Annotated in this window: 10 protein-coding genes and 1 tRNA gene; 4 read left to right on the top strand and 7 right to left on the bottom strand. The window is 39.5% G+C overall.

The annotated features are described in order from the left end of the window. Window positions 1–9: 9 nt before the first annotated feature. The 3 genes from RWZ05_RS05760 to RWZ05_RS05750 form a co-directional block, all read right to left on the bottom strand. Window positions 10–456, bottom strand: a complete 447-nt coding sequence (locus tag RWZ05_RS05760) for a YbjN domain-containing protein (RefSeq protein WP_009351861.1) — start codon at window positions 454–456, stop codon at window positions 10–12. 26 nt (window positions 457–482) lie between these two features. Beyond that, window positions 483–1058, bottom strand: a complete 576-nt coding sequence (locus RWZ05_RS05755; protein WP_314642874.1) for a xanthine phosphoribosyltransferase — start codon at window positions 1056–1058, stop codon at window positions 483–485. A 264-nt stretch (window positions 1059–1322) separates the two neighbouring features. After that, window positions 1323–2228, bottom strand: a complete 906-nt coding sequence (locus RWZ05_RS05750; protein WP_314642873.1) for a LysR family transcriptional regulator — start codon at window positions 2226–2228, stop codon at window positions 1323–1325. A gap of 268 nt (window positions 2229–2496) precedes the next feature. On the opposite strand from RWZ05_RS05750, the gene RWZ05_RS05745 reads away from it, so the two are divergent. The 3 genes from RWZ05_RS05745 (at window position 2497) to RWZ05_RS05735 (ending at window position 7944) form a co-directional block, all read left to right on the top strand. Continuing rightward, window positions 2497–6237 carry a phosphoribosylformylglycinamidine synthase gene (locus RWZ05_RS05745; RefSeq protein WP_314642872.1) on the top strand — a complete coding sequence of 1247 codons (3741 nt, stop codon included), beginning with the start codon at window positions 2497–2499 and terminating at the stop codon, window positions 6235–6237. Window positions 6238–6398: 161 nt separating this feature from the next. Beyond that, window positions 6399–7634: an FprA family A-type flavoprotein gene (locus tag RWZ05_RS05740; protein ID WP_314642871.1), complete on the top strand. Its 1236-nt coding sequence runs from the start codon at window positions 6399–6401 to the stop codon at window positions 7632–7634. A gap of 219 nt (window positions 7635–7853) precedes the next feature. Next, window positions 7854–7944 (top strand) — tRNA-Ser (locus RWZ05_RS05735). Window positions 7945–8029: 85 nt separating this feature from the next. Here RWZ05_RS05735 and mmuM read toward each other — a convergent pair. The 3 genes from mmuM to RWZ05_RS05720 all read right to left on the bottom strand — a co-directional run bounded on the left by mmuM (window position 8030) and on the right by RWZ05_RS05720 (window position 12126). Continuing rightward, window positions 8030–9043 carry a homocysteine S-methyltransferase gene (gene mmuM, locus RWZ05_RS05730; RefSeq protein WP_314642930.1) on the bottom strand — a complete coding sequence of 338 codons (1014 nt, stop codon included), beginning with the start codon at window positions 9041–9043 and terminating at the stop codon, window positions 8030–8032. A gap of 88 nt (window positions 9044–9131) precedes the next feature. Further along, on the bottom strand, window positions 9132–9917 hold the full coding sequence (locus RWZ05_RS05725; RefSeq protein WP_314642870.1) for a basic amino acid ABC transporter substrate-binding protein: 786 nt from the start codon (window positions 9915–9917) through the stop codon (window positions 9132–9134). A 274-nt stretch (window positions 9918–10191) separates the two neighbouring features. Continuing rightward, complete coding sequence (locus RWZ05_RS05720; protein ID WP_314642868.1) at window positions 10192–12126, bottom strand: OPT family oligopeptide transporter; 1935 nt, start codon at window positions 12124–12126, stop codon at window positions 10192–10194. Between the two features lie 246 nt (window positions 12127–12372). Between RWZ05_RS05720 and pepT the strand changes: the two genes are divergently transcribed. Beyond that, window positions 12373–13596 (top strand): peptidase T, encoded by a 1224-nt coding sequence (pepT, locus tag RWZ05_RS05715; RefSeq protein ID WP_314642867.1) that lies wholly within the window; start codon window positions 12373–12375, stop codon window positions 13594–13596. Between the two features lie 176 nt (window positions 13597–13772). On the opposite strand, the gene RWZ05_RS05710 is transcribed toward pepT, so the two are convergent. Further along, complete coding sequence (locus RWZ05_RS05710; protein ID WP_314642866.1) at window positions 13773–15023, bottom strand: MFS transporter; 1251 nt, start codon at window positions 15021–15023, stop codon at window positions 13773–13775. Window positions 15024–15311: the final 288 nt, after the last annotated feature.

Raw genomic sequence — 15311 nt, 5'->3', positions numbered from 1 at the left:
CAACCTCTATTAAGCTAAACCAGCTACTTTAAGAATGCCTTTATGTACAGCATCTAAATGTGGTTGAACTACTTCAAGCAAAAGATTTACTACTACAGTAGGATCGAATTGTTCAGTCAAGGCAGGAACAGATACGTCCATGTAGATATTGTTATCTTCAGTGCTTACATAATATTTGGATACTTTGTAATCTTGGTTTAATGTGTTGAGCTCTTTTAATACAGCAGGAATTACTTTTTCATCAATAGATGTAGTTGTGATAGCTATACGTGCATAGGAGAATGCAGAATCATCCACAACGATGAACACAGGCAAACTATGATTATGAACATCCAAACGGCCGTGGTACACAACAGTATGAAGGTCGTCTGTCATTTCTTCCTTTGTAAACCAAGAGTTGCCACCCTTATTCAGATCAGCAACAAGTAAGTCAAATTTTTCTGCTTTTTGATTCATAATGCCCTCTACAAATAATCAGACAATTAGTCTTCGATAAATACACATCCATTATCTTTAAATTCTTTAATACGAACTAAAGACTCAACACGGTAGCCTGCATTTTCAAGGCGTTCACGACCAGGTTGGAAGGATTTTTCAATAGCAATGGCCATACCTACTACTGTATCACCTGCATCTTGAACCAATTTAGCAAGGCCCATAGCTGCTTCGCCGGATGCCAAGAAGTCATCGATAATCAATACTTTTTCACCAGCTGGCAAGAATTTTTTGGAGATAGTAATATCGTAGTTTTCTTCTTTTGTATAAGAGTACACAACACTATGATATACATCATCTACCATAAGGATAGATTTTTTCTTACGTGCAAATACCAAAGGCACGTCGAGCTCAAGAGCGGCCATCAATGCCAACGCAATACCAGATGCTTCAATAGTAACAATACGTTGCACACCGGCATCACGGTAACGATCCGCGATTTCTTTACCAATTGCTTTAAACAATTGTGGATCGATTTGATGGTTCAAGAAGCCATCTACTTTTAGCACGCGATTATTGAGGACAACCCCCTCTTCACGAATGCGCTTTTTTAATAATTCCATGTGCTTATACCTCCGCATAACTATCTTTAAATTTTAACGTAAATAGCCCCTTAGGGTCAACCTATATGTGGCAAAAGTCTTATAATGCGGCTAGCAAAAATCGCATTAGACAGCTTGTAAATTTATCTCAAGTAAGTCTTAACAACTTCCTATTTTAAATCACGAGATTTAACAGCTCTATAACTATATAATATAGCACACAAAGACATAGCCAAAAATATAAAAAAGCACACTTTATGAAAATTCATAAAGTGTGCTTTATAATTACAGAATTTTATCGCGTGTGCTTTCACGATTCACAAGTAAAGATGTAAATCGCGCAGCCCCTTCAGACTGAGGTACCAAACGAGAGCGTACAAGTACAATATCGCGAGTCGGTACAGGAATATCTGTGTCGATACGAACGATAGTCCCTTCTTGCATCTTTTGTTGCACCACGTGATTAGGCAACATGGAAATCCCCATATTGATTTCCACAAGGTCTAGCAATACATCAACGCTACCCAATTCAAAACGAGGCTTACGACATGCACCATGTGTAACTTCATCGAAGAAAGTACGACTTGCGGAGCCCTTATGTAATAATAAAATAGGCTCATTAAGCAGACGACCTTGATCAAAGAACCCTGCCCCTTTATAGTCAGGCCCCCCAACGAAGACGTCTTGAATCGTAGCAAGCGTAGTCACTTCTAATTGTGGATTATCACGCAAACCTTCATAATCATTAACCACCGCTAATTGCGCCTCTTTGTTAAGTACTAACTCTACGCAATCAGGAGATGGGCGGTTGATAATATGGAGACCGATTTCACTTTCTTGCAATTGCCATTTATGGAAATAGGGCAATAAGAAATGGCGACATAATGTATCTGTAGCAGCCAAATTCAAACTTTCATAAGCTTGGCTAACACGTTCTTGTAATTGAGTCACCCCATTATCAAGAATGGAGAACGCTTTAGCTACCGTATCAAACAATTCTTTTCCTTCTGGCGTGAACCCTACAGATTTAGTAGTGCGCACGAAAAGAGGCATATTGAGTTCCCCTTCTAATTGTTTAATGCTTTGACTGATGGCGGATTGAGACACACCTAGTTCTTTTGCGGCACGAGAAAAGGATAAATATAAGCCTACCCCTAAAAAGGTTCTATATAAATCTGCAGATACTGCCATTTTATTCACCTCTGTTATATACTAATAGTAACGTCTTACTTTTAACTATACATATCATTTATTATATTATAACGATGAACTCTCAATATATAATGAATATGTAGAAAACTTCATGAATATTAGGTCTTATGACCTTCATGAATTTTTCATATTTATTAGTATTTCTAATCTTTTCATAAGTAAGATTATCTTTACTTATAAGTCTAGACCGACTATACTTAATTTGTCAATATTCCATAGGGAATTATATACATTACAGGAGGCTACAATGGCTATACAACGATTATTCGTAACAAAACGAGAATCTTTCAACCAAGAAGCACAACGCATGTTACATACCTTACAACAGGAGTTATCTATGCCTGTTACAGGTATTACCATTTATGAACGATATGATATTGAACATTTAGATGCAAAAGATTTAGAATCTGCAAAAAATCTAATTTTCTCCGAACCTCCTGTGGATACAGTGTTAGATGAAATTCCAGCTTTGCAAGGTTTCGTATTTGCTGTTGAATACGTACCAGGTCAATATGATCAACGCGCCGACAGCGCAGAGCAATGCATTTCCATGCTCACACTCACGTCTGGTCACATCGTCCGATGTGCTCGCGTATTCGCGATTGAAGGCACTTTCACAAAAGAACAAGAAGCTGCCATCAAAGCGTACTACATTAACCCTGTTGATTCTCGTGAAGCTAGCCTTGAATTGCCTAACACCTTGGCCCTTGATTTAGAGGAGCCAAAACCAGTAGCAACCATCAATGGCTTTACGACAATGACCGATGTTGAGTTAGAAGAACTCATCAAAAATTATGGTCTCGCTATGACATTGGCGGATCTTCAAATGATTAGACAACAATATGCAGAGATAGAACACCGCGATCCTACGATTACAGAAATTCGCCTCTTCGATACATATTGGTCCGACCACTGCCGCCACACCACATTTATGACTGAGTTAACGGATATATCCATCGAAGCTAGTCGCTTCACAGGCCCTATTGAAGAAGCCCTCGAAGAATACATGGAAGGTCGTGCTGAGCTCTATACAACTAAGAAAAAAGCACGTTCCCTCATGGACATGGCTACATTAGCTGTAAAAGAATTGCGTCATGCTGGCGGTTTAACAAACCTCGATGAATCCGATGAAATCAATGCATGTACTATCATCGTTCCTGTAGATGTAAACGGTGAAACAGAGGAATGGTTATTATTATTCAAAAATGAAACCCATAACCATCCGACTGAAATCGAACCATTCGGCGGCGCTGCTACATGCTTAGGTGGCTGTATCCGCGATCCATTGAGTGGCCGTGCTTATGTATACCAAGCAATGCGCATTACTGGCTCTGGCGATCCTCATACTAGCCTTGAAGATACATTAGAAGGTAAATTACCGCAAAAGAAAATCACTCAAGAAGCAGCTCGTGGCTATTCCTCTTACGGCAACCAAATCGGTCTTGCTACAGGGGAAGTAAAAGAATATTACCATCCTGGTTACGTAGCAAAACGCATGGAAATCGGTGCCGTTATCGGTGCGGCTCCACGTAATCAAGTACGCCGTGAAACGCCTGTTGCTGGGGATGTTGTGGTATTATTAGGTGGCAAAACTGGGCGCGATGGCTGTGGTGGTGCTACCGGTTCCTCTAAAGAGCACACCGTAGAATCCCTTTCCACATGTGGGGCTGAGGTACAAAAAGGCAACCCTCTCACAGAACGTAAAATCCAACGCCTCTTCCGTCGCGGTGAAGTAACTACCCTTATCAAACGTTGTAATGACTTTGGTGCTGGCGGTGTGTCCGTTGCCATCGGTGAATTAACAGACGGTGTAACTATCAACCTTGATTTAGTTCCTAAAAAATACGCTGGCCTTGATGGTACAGAACTAGCCATCTCTGAATCTCAAGAGCGCATGGCTTGTGTTATTGCTGCTTCTGATGTAGATACATTCAAAGCTTATTGCGATGAAGAAAACTTAGAATGTACAGTTGTAGCAGATGTGACTGATACAAATCGTCTCATCATGAACTGGAATGGCAAAACTATCGTCGACATCAGCCGTGACTTCTTAAATACAAACGGCGCCAGCCAACAACAAGAGGTTATTGTAAAAGCTCCGGCGGATCGTTCTTACTTCTTACGCGGCTCTGCTAGTGCAGATAACTTCAAAGAAAAGTGGCTCGCTGCTGTATCAGATTTAAACACTGCTTCCCAACAAGGCTTAGCAGAACGCTTTGACAGTACTGTTGGCGCTAATACTGTGCTCATGCCATTTGGTGGCAAATTCCAAAAAACACCGACTCAAGGCATGGTAGCCAAGTTACCAGTTCTAAACGGTCAAACTACCACTGCTAGCATCATGACTCACGGCTTTGTACCTGAGTTATCTGACTGGAGCCCATACCATGGCGCACAATATGCTGTACTTTTATCTGTCGCTAAATTAGTAGCGCTCGGCGGCCGTCGTGAAGATGCGTACTTAACCTTACAAGAATACTTTGAACGCCTTAACACAAAAGAATCTTGGGGCAAACCTGTGGCAGCCCTTCTCGGCGCTTATAAAGCACAAAAAGAACTTGAAATTGGCGCTATCGGTGGCAAAGATTCTATGAGTGGCACATTTATGGACCTAACAGTTCCGCCTACTCTCGTATCTTTTGCAGTTGGTACAGCCCATGTAGATAATATCGTAAGCCAAGACCTTAAAGGCATAGACCACCGTCTCGTATTCTTTGATGTACCTCGTACATATAACGACACTCCTGATTGGGATCGTTTCAAAGAAATTTGCGATACATTACAAGAACAAATTGAAAAAGGTCGTGTGTATTCCGCCTATGTAGTTGATCAAGGTGGTATTCCTGAAGCAGTAACAAAAATGGCTCTTGGCAACAATATTGGTGTTAAATTTGACAAATATGCTGAACGAGCAATCTTCCAACCAGCTCTTGGCGCATTTATCGTAGAGGTAGATATTAAAGCTGTTAACTATCTCTTAGAATTACCAGGCCTAAAAGTAATTGGTGTAACACAAGCAACCCCTGTTATTGAATGGTCCGATCAATCCGTATCTCTTAAAGAAATCCAAGCAGCTTATGAAGCTCCACTCAATGATATCTTCCCTATGCATGCACCAAATGGTTCTGGTGAAGCAGTAGCGTACATTCATGATCAACACGCTAAACCTCGTAGTACATCCTTAGGCGCTAAACCTAAAGTTCTCATTCCTGTATTCCCTGGTACAAACTGCGAATTTGATTCTGCTCGTGCCTTTGAACGTGCCGGTGCAGAAACAGATATCGTAGTCATTCGTAATCAAACACCAGAACAATTAAAAGAATCCATTGACGTAATCAAAGCTAAATTAGCAGAGTCTCAAATTCTTATGTTCCCAGGTGGATTCAGTGCTGGTGATGAACCAGATGGTTCTGGTAAGTTCATGGCTACCCTCTTCCGCAATCCATACCTTGCAGAAGGCCTAGAAAATCTCTTGTACAAACAAGATGGTCTAGTTCTTGGTATTTGTAATGGTTTCCAAGCGCTTATCAAATTAGGTTTATTACCTGCTGGCCACATCGAAACGTTGAGTGCAGATCATCCTACATTGACGTACAATACAATTGGTCGTCACTTGTCTCGCATGGTCAATACAAAAGTTATTTCTACTAAATCCCCTTGGATGAGTGATGCTAAAGCAGGCGAAATCTACACTGTGCCAATTTCTCATGGTGAAGGTCGCTTCATTGCTTCGCCTCAACAAGTGTTAGAGTTCAATAAAACTGGTCAAATCGCTACACAATATGTTGACTTTGACGGTATCGCCTCCATGGATAGCCACTTCAATCCAAACCAATCCGTCGCTGCTATCGAAGGTATTTATAGTCCAGATGGTCGCGTATTCGGCAAGATGGCTCATTCCGAACGGTGCGGTGCAGGTATTAGTAAAAATATTCCTGGCCAATTAGAAATGCCAATCTTTACATCTGGTGTAAAATACTTTAAGTAATTAGTTACCATTCTTGTATGTGAAAGCCTACTCCTAGGAGTGGGCTTTTCCATATTGATTTTTTTCGTAAATATTAGTATTATAAGTTGATGACATATTTAACAAAGTAATTTTATTTAAATCTATACATATACGTAAGTGAGTTAAGAAAGGATTTTATTATGCATTGTGCTCAGAAAATGACCCATAATATCTACTGGATTGGTAGTAATGACTGGACTACTGAACGTTTCGAAAACTTATTCCCTATTCCAAATGGTGTTAGCTATAATAGCTATTTCATCGATGATGAAAAAACTTGTGTTGTTGACTCTGTAGATGCTGAAATTCGCGAAGAATACTTTGATAACTTGACTTACCTATTGAACGGTCGTGATCTTGATTACATCATCGTTAACCATATGGAACCAGATCATTGCCAAACATTGTTGGAAACATTGGAACGCTATCCAAACTGTAAAATGGTAGGTAATGCTACAACATTCCGCATGTTCGAGCAATTCTACAATTCTCCAAAACCTGACCAATATTACACTGTAAAAGAAGGCGACGAAATTTGCCTTGGTAAACATACCCTTGTTTCCTACACTATGCCAATGGTTCACTGGCCAGAAGTAACTTGTACTTATGAAAAATCTACAGGTACTTTGTTCTCTGCAGATGCTTTTGGTACATTTGGTACAGTTAACGGCAATATCTTTGCGGACCAAACTGATTTCATTGCTACATACGAAGAAGAAGCTCGTCGTTACTACACAAATATCGTTGGTAAATACGGTCCTCAAGTACAAAATGCAATTCGCAAAGTTTCTGGTCTTGAAATCAAACGCATTGCTCCACTTCATGGTCCAATCTGGCGTACACCTGAAACTATCGATTATATCTTGCACAAATACTTGCACTGGTCCAGCTATACTGCTGAGAAAAAAGGTGTTGTAATCGCCTTTGGTTCTATGTACGGTAACACTCGTGCTATCGCACAACAATTGGCTAAACAATTATCCAAACGCGGTGTTACAGATATCAAAATCTATGATGTTTCCAAAACTAATGCGTCCTACATCATCGCTGATGCTTGGAAATACACTAACTTGGTAACAATTGCGCCTACATACAATCTAAACCTATACCTTACAATGGAAAACTTCATTCATGAGTTAAAAGCTCTTAACTTCCAAAACCACAAGGTATCTATCATCGGTAACCACTCTTGGGCATCTGCTGCAATGAAAACAATGGTTACTCACTTTGAAAACGACTTCAAAGATATTGAAATCGTATCCGAACCACTTGATATCAAATCCTCTTTAAAAGAAGAAGATCTTCCTAAAATCGAAAAAATGGCAGACGATATCAAAGCATCCATCGATGCCGCTGAAATCAAAGAAGTATTATAATTGAATAACAAAGCCGCCATCATAGGCGGCTTTTTCTTTCTTCCTCTAATAATAGAACATTGATTCCTTATGGAACTCTCATTCTAGAAGGTCTTCATTTCAATTACCTATAGTATTTTAAAAGTCTTATAAAAGTACAAGATTTTCACTATTTTTTGCTTGACATAAATCTAACTTTTTCATATACTATACAAGTACCTGTTACACAACAGAATACATGGAGAGGTGTCCGAGCGGCTGAAGGAGCATGATTGGAAATCATGTGTGCGGTTATCCCGTACCCAGGGTTCAAATCCCTGTCTCTCCGCCATAGTAAAAGCAGTGCTTAGGCACTGCTTTTTTAATATTCCAAAAGGCTATTCGAAGATACTTCGAATAGCCTTTTCTAGTCTCACTTAGTTATGAATTTTCTTTGCAATATCACCGATGATTTCAGGTGTCGTTCTGCAGCAGCCACCAATAATTTCAGCTCCCGCCTTACGCCATATATCTACGTAGTCTACAAAGGATGCTGAATCGCCATACCAAGTCTTAGTTTTACTATCATAGCTTTCACCAAGATTTGGATATACCGCAATAGGCTTGTTCGTAACGGTACGAATATCCTTAATCAAGGACTCTACATATTCAGGTTTAGTACAATTGATACCAATACCTGTTATAGGACGAACCTTATCAATCATTTCAGCGCATTTAATAATCGTTTCCCCACTAGCTACATGATGACCATCCTTACAAGCAAAGGCAATCCACGCCGGAATACCTTTTGATGTAAAGGGATCGGACATAGCACGAGCAATAGCAATGGCCTCATCATACGATGGTATCGTCTCAAAGGATAATATATCTGGATTCTCTTCCGCGAACAATGCTAACCGAGGGATATGGAACACCTCAAGGTATTCTGTTTGTACATCAGGATATCCACGGTATTCAGATCCGTCAGCCAAGAAAGCCCCATAAGGACCTACAGAGGCTGCCACCAACGGTTTAGGCAATGCACCTTCGGAAAAATACTTAACTCCGTCTGGAGTCTCTTCACCTAGGGTGATGCCCCGTAACGTAAGTGCTCCATTCGCTTTTGCCTCTAAGAACTCATTACGAGCTTGAACGGCTAAGCGAACCGATAATTTAACGAGTTCTATCGCCTCTTCTGTACCATAGCCTAAGCCTTTAAAACCCGCTACAGTAGCTTGATAACCAGAACTTTGAATGATGTCTGCTCCAACAGCTAAGTACGAAATGTGTATTTTTTTGATAACATCAGGCTGTTCCATAAGAACTTTTGCAGACCACAGCTTATGCTGAATATTACAACCATAACGCTCTAATTCAGTCCCTAAAGCCCCATCTAAGACGAGGGCGCCCTTATCCTTAATAATATCTAAAAATGCACTTCGTTTAGCCATCATATCACCCATTCTATACGTGCCTCTTACAACTTGAGGCTTACCAAGCGTATTATATCAAATAATACGCTTTGGTACTATGTACAAACTATTTTAACATCTCTGCTGGTGGTTCTTTACCAAACCATTTTTTATAAATCTCAGCATATTTGCCATTTGCCTTAATCTTAGCTAGACCATCATTAATTTTATTAAGGAGCTCTGTATTACCTTTTTTCACAGCAATACCAAGTGGTGCCGCATCATAATCCTCTCCAGTAACTTTTGCGATACCTTTGCCCTTACCATTAACATAATATTCGTTTACTGGTGTATCGTTAATAACTACATCGACGCCTTTATTTTGTAGTTCTAAAAAGGCATCAACGATGTTATTGAACTGGCGTACATCAGCATTTTGAATCTTGCTAGCAATCTCTGCACCAGTAGAACCAATAGATACACCTATGCGCTTGCCTTCTAGATCCTTAAAGCTATTAATATCCGTGTTATCTATATTAACAACGAGGCCATTACCTGCAATATAGTATGGTTTACTGAAATCTACAGATTTTGCTCGTTCTTCTGAAATGGTCATATCTGAAATAGCAATATCAATAGTATTACTTTGCAATGCTGGTAACAGAGCATCAAAGTTCAAGTTTTGAATATCCGCTTCAATGCCCTCTTCTTTTGCAATAGCATTGATAATATCGATATCAAAACCTGCTAACTTACCACTATCTTTATCTTTAAAACCAAATGGTGCATAGGTCGCATCAGTACCGACGCGCCATGTCTTTTGACTACTATTTGTATTGCCACAGCCAGCTATAAACAAGCTGCTAGCAATGGTAAAAGCTCCTAACAGAGCTGCGATTTTCTTAAATTTCATAATTGCCCCTACTTAACCCTGTTTACTTAGAAACAGGAGTTCTCTTTAATCTATCATTATATCTATACTTACAATATATGAACATAATAAAAATAATACCTTTAAAGGTATTATAGTATTATGATAACATTCGATATATTTTAGGTCAATTAATCCAACCATATAAATAGGTTTTAAATTTACATAGATTTAAGCTATATCAAAAAGTTTTCTCCTTATATAAAAAAGACCGCCTTCACCAAGCACAGATAAAACTTGGTAAAGGCGGTAATTATTACGCTTTTTTAGTTTTTACGTACATAGCGCCTTTGTACAAGAATACGCAAAGTAACAAGTACATTACGATACTTAGGTATGTTGCTTCAGGTGTTTCAACCCAAGCTTCAGCGAATACATCAATACCGGCAATACGAAGTACAGCACTGAACAAGGAACCAATAGCACCACCGGCTACGAGACCAGAGGCAATAGTACTGCCTTTGGAGAAGCGAAGATCTGCCAACGCTTTATCTTTTGTACTATTTTGTACGAAGTATGCAATCAAACCACCGATAAGTAATGGTGTGTTGATTTCCATTGGTAAATACGTCCCCAAAGCAAATGCCAATGGTGGAACTTTTACCATCCACAAGATGATGGCAAATAATGCACCAGCCATGTATAGAGGCCATTGAGCACTACCACCAGTCATCAAAGGTTCAATAATAGCAGCCATAGCGTTCGCTTGTGGAGCATTTAGTGCATGGTCCCCTACGAAGCCATATGCGTCGTTTAAGAGGATCATAACGCCTACAGAAAGGACTGCAGAAAGAATGGTACCAACGATTTGCCATTGTTCCATTTTCTTAGGTGTAGCCCCTGTCATATGTGCTACTTTAAGTTCAGACATGAAGTTACCAGCCATACCGATGGTAGTACCAATAAAGGAAGCCATCATGAGGACTGCAATCATACCTACTTTACCAGTCATACCTACAGCAGTTAAGCATACAGCGGAGATGATAATCATAAAGATTGTCATGCCAGATACTGGTTCTGTACCTGTATAGGCGATGGAACTAATACCTACTACAGATAATAGGAAGGACATAATAAGAACGATTAAGAAGGCAACGATTGTTTGTGTGAAGCTTTCAGCATACATAAAGTGGAAGTATGCAGCGAATAGAACTGTACATAACAAGATACCAGCACCAATCCAAGATGTAGGAATGTCACGTTGTGTACGAAGTAAATTAACCTCTACAGATTTAGAACTGAAAATATCAAGCACTGCATTTTTTACAACGCTGCCTACCACCTTAGACATGCTTAAAAGCCCAATGATACCTGCCATAGCGAGCATACCAATGCCAATATGACGAACATAATCAAGGAATACCTTTCGAATGGGAGCCTCTGCTAATGGAACTGCTTGTCCCCCAATTTGCATAATATGTTCAGGTGCTAAATAGTATACGATTGGAATACAAACGAACCAAGAGAAGAAGGAACCTGCTGCAATAATCGCTGCATAGCGAAGGCCTGTAAAGTAACCAAGACCAAGTAATGCCGCGTCAGTATCTACAGCTGCAGTCAATTTAGTTTGATCAGCAAGAGCTGCGCCCCATTTAAAGCTAGTAGTACGAATAACCTCTTCCCACCAACCAAGGCTGTTAAGAATAAAATCATATACGAGAGCAATGAGACCAGAACCAAGCATAAGTTTTGCTTTGCTACCTTCATTACTCATCAAAACTTCAGCCGCTGCGCGACCACTTGGGAACGGGTACACATAGTGCATTTCCTCAACGAAGTAACGACGGAACATAACGCATAATAAAACACCAAGTACACCGCCGAGGATGATAGGAATCACCATTTGCACAAAAGATACATCTGTTACATTCCAAATATAAAGGGCTGGTAAGAAGAACATAGCCCCTGCTAATGTGTTCGTACTGGAACTAGCGATAGCCTGAATGTGCACCGTTTCAGCAAAAGCATTTTGCCGTTTCAAAATAACCGCTGTACCCATAGCAAGTACAGATACTGGCGCAAAAGCATCAACAGTTTGACCTATTTTCAGACATAGATATCCTACAGCCAGTGTGAAAATTGCCGCATAGAATAGGCCCCAGAATACTACATACGAGTTAATCTCTACGTAATCCTTCTTAGGATCCAAAACTGGTTCTACGGGCGGAATGGAACGAGTTTCGTCCGACATAGTAAAACCTCCTCACAGAAAACTACAAACGTATAACTATTCACCTTTATACTAACATGGTACTATACATGGTTCAATGGTTTTCTATGCACTATGCGAATAAAATATCTCTTCCCCTATAAATAATTATTTTGCATTTTTAGCGGCCCTGTTCTACAATGAAAGTAAATTAAGAATCTCTATTATGTAACAGTATTAAATGCTGCTCTGTATAACAGGTATATTTACTTACGAGGAGGCTTTATTATGGAATCAATGGTTGAACGTTTTGTACGCTACACAAGCATAAATACTCGGTCTAACGAGGAAAGCACTACTATTCCAAGTACGCAATCACAAGTAGATTTTGCAACGAACGTACTTGTTCCCGATTTAAAAGCAATCGGCTTAGACGAAGTGATTTACAATCGTGAAAACGGTTTTGTTATCGGTACACTCAATGCTAATACTGATGAAAAAGCACCTGCTATCGGTTTCATCGCCCATATGGACACAGCTGATTACAATGCTGAAAATATCAAGCCTCGCATCGTGGAAAATTATGATGGTGGAGATATTTGCCTAAACGAAGAACATCAAATCTTTACCCGTCGTGCCGATTTCCCAAACTTAAAAAACTATATCGGCAAATCGCTAGTTGTAACTGATGGCTTAACGCTACTCGGCGGTGACGACAAGGCTGGTATCTGCGAAATTATGGAGGCCCTCGCCTACCTCGTAGCTCACCCTGAAATCAAACACGGCAAAATCATGTGCGCCTTTGGTCCAGACGAAGAAATCGGTACCGGCGCCGACCACTTTGATGTTAAACAATTCCCTGTCGACTATGCTTACACTATCGATGGTGAAAGCCTCGGTCAGCTTGAATACGAAACATTTAATGCCGCTAGCGGCACCGTTATCCTTAAAGGCGTATCGGTTCATACAGGCACTGCCAAAGGCATCATGATTAACTGTGCAAAACTCGCTATGCAATTTGATGCTTTGTTGCCAGGTGCAGCCGTCCCTGAACACACATGTGGACGCCAAGGTTTCTTCATGCTCATGAGCATGGAAACCCAAGTAGATACTGGTAAAATGAATTACATCATCCGCGACCACGATAAAGAATTATTTGAAGCGAAAAAAGCATTCTTCTTACAAGCAGGTCAAACATTAAACGAAATTTATGGTCGCGAAGTCTGCGAAGTATCTGTAAAAGACCAATACTACAACATGTACGATGTCATCAAAGACAATATGGAATGTGTAAACGTAGCCAAAGCAGCGATGAAAAAAGCTGGCATTACACCGATTTGTGATCCTATCCGTGGCGGTACAGATGGCTCTAAAATCTCCTTTATGGGCATTCCTACACCAAATATCTTTACTGGCGTAGAAAACCTACACGGTCGTCATGAATTCGCATGTATCGATGACATGAAAAAAGCCGTTGAAGTTATCGTTAATATTGTAAATATGGAAAAATAAAAGAATACTGAAATAATATTTCGGTACACCCATAGCCAAAAGGACTATACGAGTTATGTCGTATAGTCCTTTTAATTTAGTCAAAAAATCTATGTGATTTACCTAAGCATTGTTGATTTTAATTGATCCATTTAATTATTTTAAGAATGAACTTATTGTATGTATCAGATTCCTTGCTATGCAAGCTGACTGTTATTTTTACGATTTCTAATTCGTTCTTCTTCAGCACGAGCTTTCAAGGAAAGATCTTTTTCAGTACCTACATAGCGACCGTAGAACAAATAGTAAACAACAAGTGCTAGAAGTGCTACTACAACAGTTACATGGAACATACTCGTATATCCTACAACCTCTTTAATAGCACCCAAGATATAAGGACCAAAGCCTAGTCCTATATCTAAGGCGATGAAGTACGTAGATGTAGCAACCCCAATACGATGAACTGGTACAATTTTAACGGTTACCGCTTGACCATTAGACATGAATGTACCATAGCCAAGGCCAACAAATACAGCAGACAAAAGCACGAGCCATGTGGAATGAGCGATGGATAATAAGTAGATACCAAGCGCTAAGGATACAAAACAAGGATAGAGAACAAAGTTTTCCCCTTTCATATCAAAGAGAATACCAAGTAATGGTCTTGTTATAGTAATGACTACGGCATACACAACGAAGAAGAATGTCCCTGCCATAACAAGATCTAAATCTTTTGTGTACGCTGCCATGAAGCCGATAACACCAGAATATGCAAAGCCTACAAGCATAGATACAAGACTAATGGAATTCATGCGCGGCTCAATATAATCGGAAATTCTAATTCCCTTATGTGCTTCCGAATCAATATCTAGCTTAGGTTCCTTAAACTTCATATTTAGGGCGCCAATACCACAAATAACAATAAGAGCAACACAGAATGCAATGATAAAGTCATAGCCAAGACTATGAAGCATTAAAATACCTAAGAATGGGCCTACTGCAGCAGCAAGGGATGTAGATAAGCCATAATAGTTAATCCCTTCCCCACGGCGCGACATAGGAATAATAGCAGCTACAATAGTACCAGTAGCAGTAGAGGTAATACCATAAGCAAAGCCATTTAAGAAACGAACACTATCGAGGATTAACAAGCTAGGTGTGTAGAAATACATAGCTGTGGAAATCAAATAAATCAACAATCCTAAATACAGCATTTTACGACAGCCTAAGACACTGATAAACCGCCCCGCCAACAAGCGTGCCACAACGGTACCGATAATATAAATACCGACGGCTAAACCAGCTTGACTCGCTGTAGCATGGAGGTTATCCTTCGCTACAACGGCTATAATAACGATCAATAAATAGTAAATCAAAAATACTAAGAAATTAATCAAAGTATTGAGGACAAAGGATTTTGTCCATAAGGCATCTTTAGCCTTATCCATAATATCAACTCCATTTTCTAAAATGATTGTCACCCAATATATGACAACGGTTAATTATAGACCTCTCATTTCAAAAAACAAGAATTAAAATGTTATACACCTCATAAATATTTTTTATATTATACTTTATAAATCAATATTATTGCTATTTATTTCCATTTTTTGAAGCTCATATAAATTTACGATAATAAAAACACCTTTAACAGTTAGCAGAGAGTTCAAAAGTCTCAACGCCAACCATTAAAGGTGTAATTCTTAGATCTATTCAGTTTTAATCTATTTAGTTTT

It is taken from the genome of uncultured Veillonella sp. (assembly GCF_963543145.1).
In the GTDB taxonomy this organism is placed as follows: Bacteria; Bacillota; Negativicutes; order Veillonellales; family Veillonellaceae; genus Veillonella.
Note: the sequence above shows the minus strand (reverse complement) of the source record. Positions and strands in the feature narration are given on the sequence as shown.

What these genes read in the sequence shown, in the direction of transcription:
- RWZ05_RS05760 (WP_009351861.1), bottom strand. Translation starts at nt 456, where the DNA reads ATGAATCAAAAAGCAGAAAAATTTGACTTACTTGTTGCTGATCTGAAT.
- RWZ05_RS05755 (WP_314642874.1), bottom strand. Translation starts at nt 1,058, where the DNA reads ATGGAATTATTAAAAAAGCGCATTCGTGAAGAGGGGGTTGTCCTCAAT.
- RWZ05_RS05750 (WP_314642873.1), bottom strand. Translation starts at nt 2,228, where the DNA reads ATGGCAGTATCTGCAGATTTATATAGAACCTTTTTAGGGGTAGGCTTA.
- RWZ05_RS05745 (WP_314642872.1), top strand. Translation starts at nt 2,497, where the DNA reads ATGGCTATACAACGATTATTCGTAACAAAACGAGAATCTTTCAACCAA.
- RWZ05_RS05740 (WP_314642871.1), top strand. Translation starts at nt 6,399, where the DNA reads ATGCATTGTGCTCAGAAAATGACCCATAATATCTACTGGATTGGTAGT.
- mmuM (WP_314642930.1), bottom strand. Translation starts at nt 9,043, where the DNA reads ATGGCTAAACGAAGTGCATTTTTAGATATTATTAAGGATAAGGGCGCC.
- RWZ05_RS05725 (WP_314642870.1), bottom strand. Translation starts at nt 9,917, where the DNA reads ATGAAATTTAAGAAAATCGCAGCTCTGTTAGGAGCTTTTACCATTGCT.
- RWZ05_RS05720 (WP_314642868.1), bottom strand. Translation starts at nt 12,126, where the DNA reads ATGTCGGACGAAACTCGTTCCATTCCGCCCGTAGAACCAGTTTTGGAT.
- pepT (WP_314642867.1), top strand. Translation starts at nt 12,373, where the DNA reads ATGGAATCAATGGTTGAACGTTTTGTACGCTACACAAGCATAAATACT.
- RWZ05_RS05710 (WP_314642866.1), bottom strand. Translation starts at nt 15,023, where the DNA reads ATGGATAAGGCTAAAGATGCCTTATGGACAAAATCCTTTGTCCTCAAT.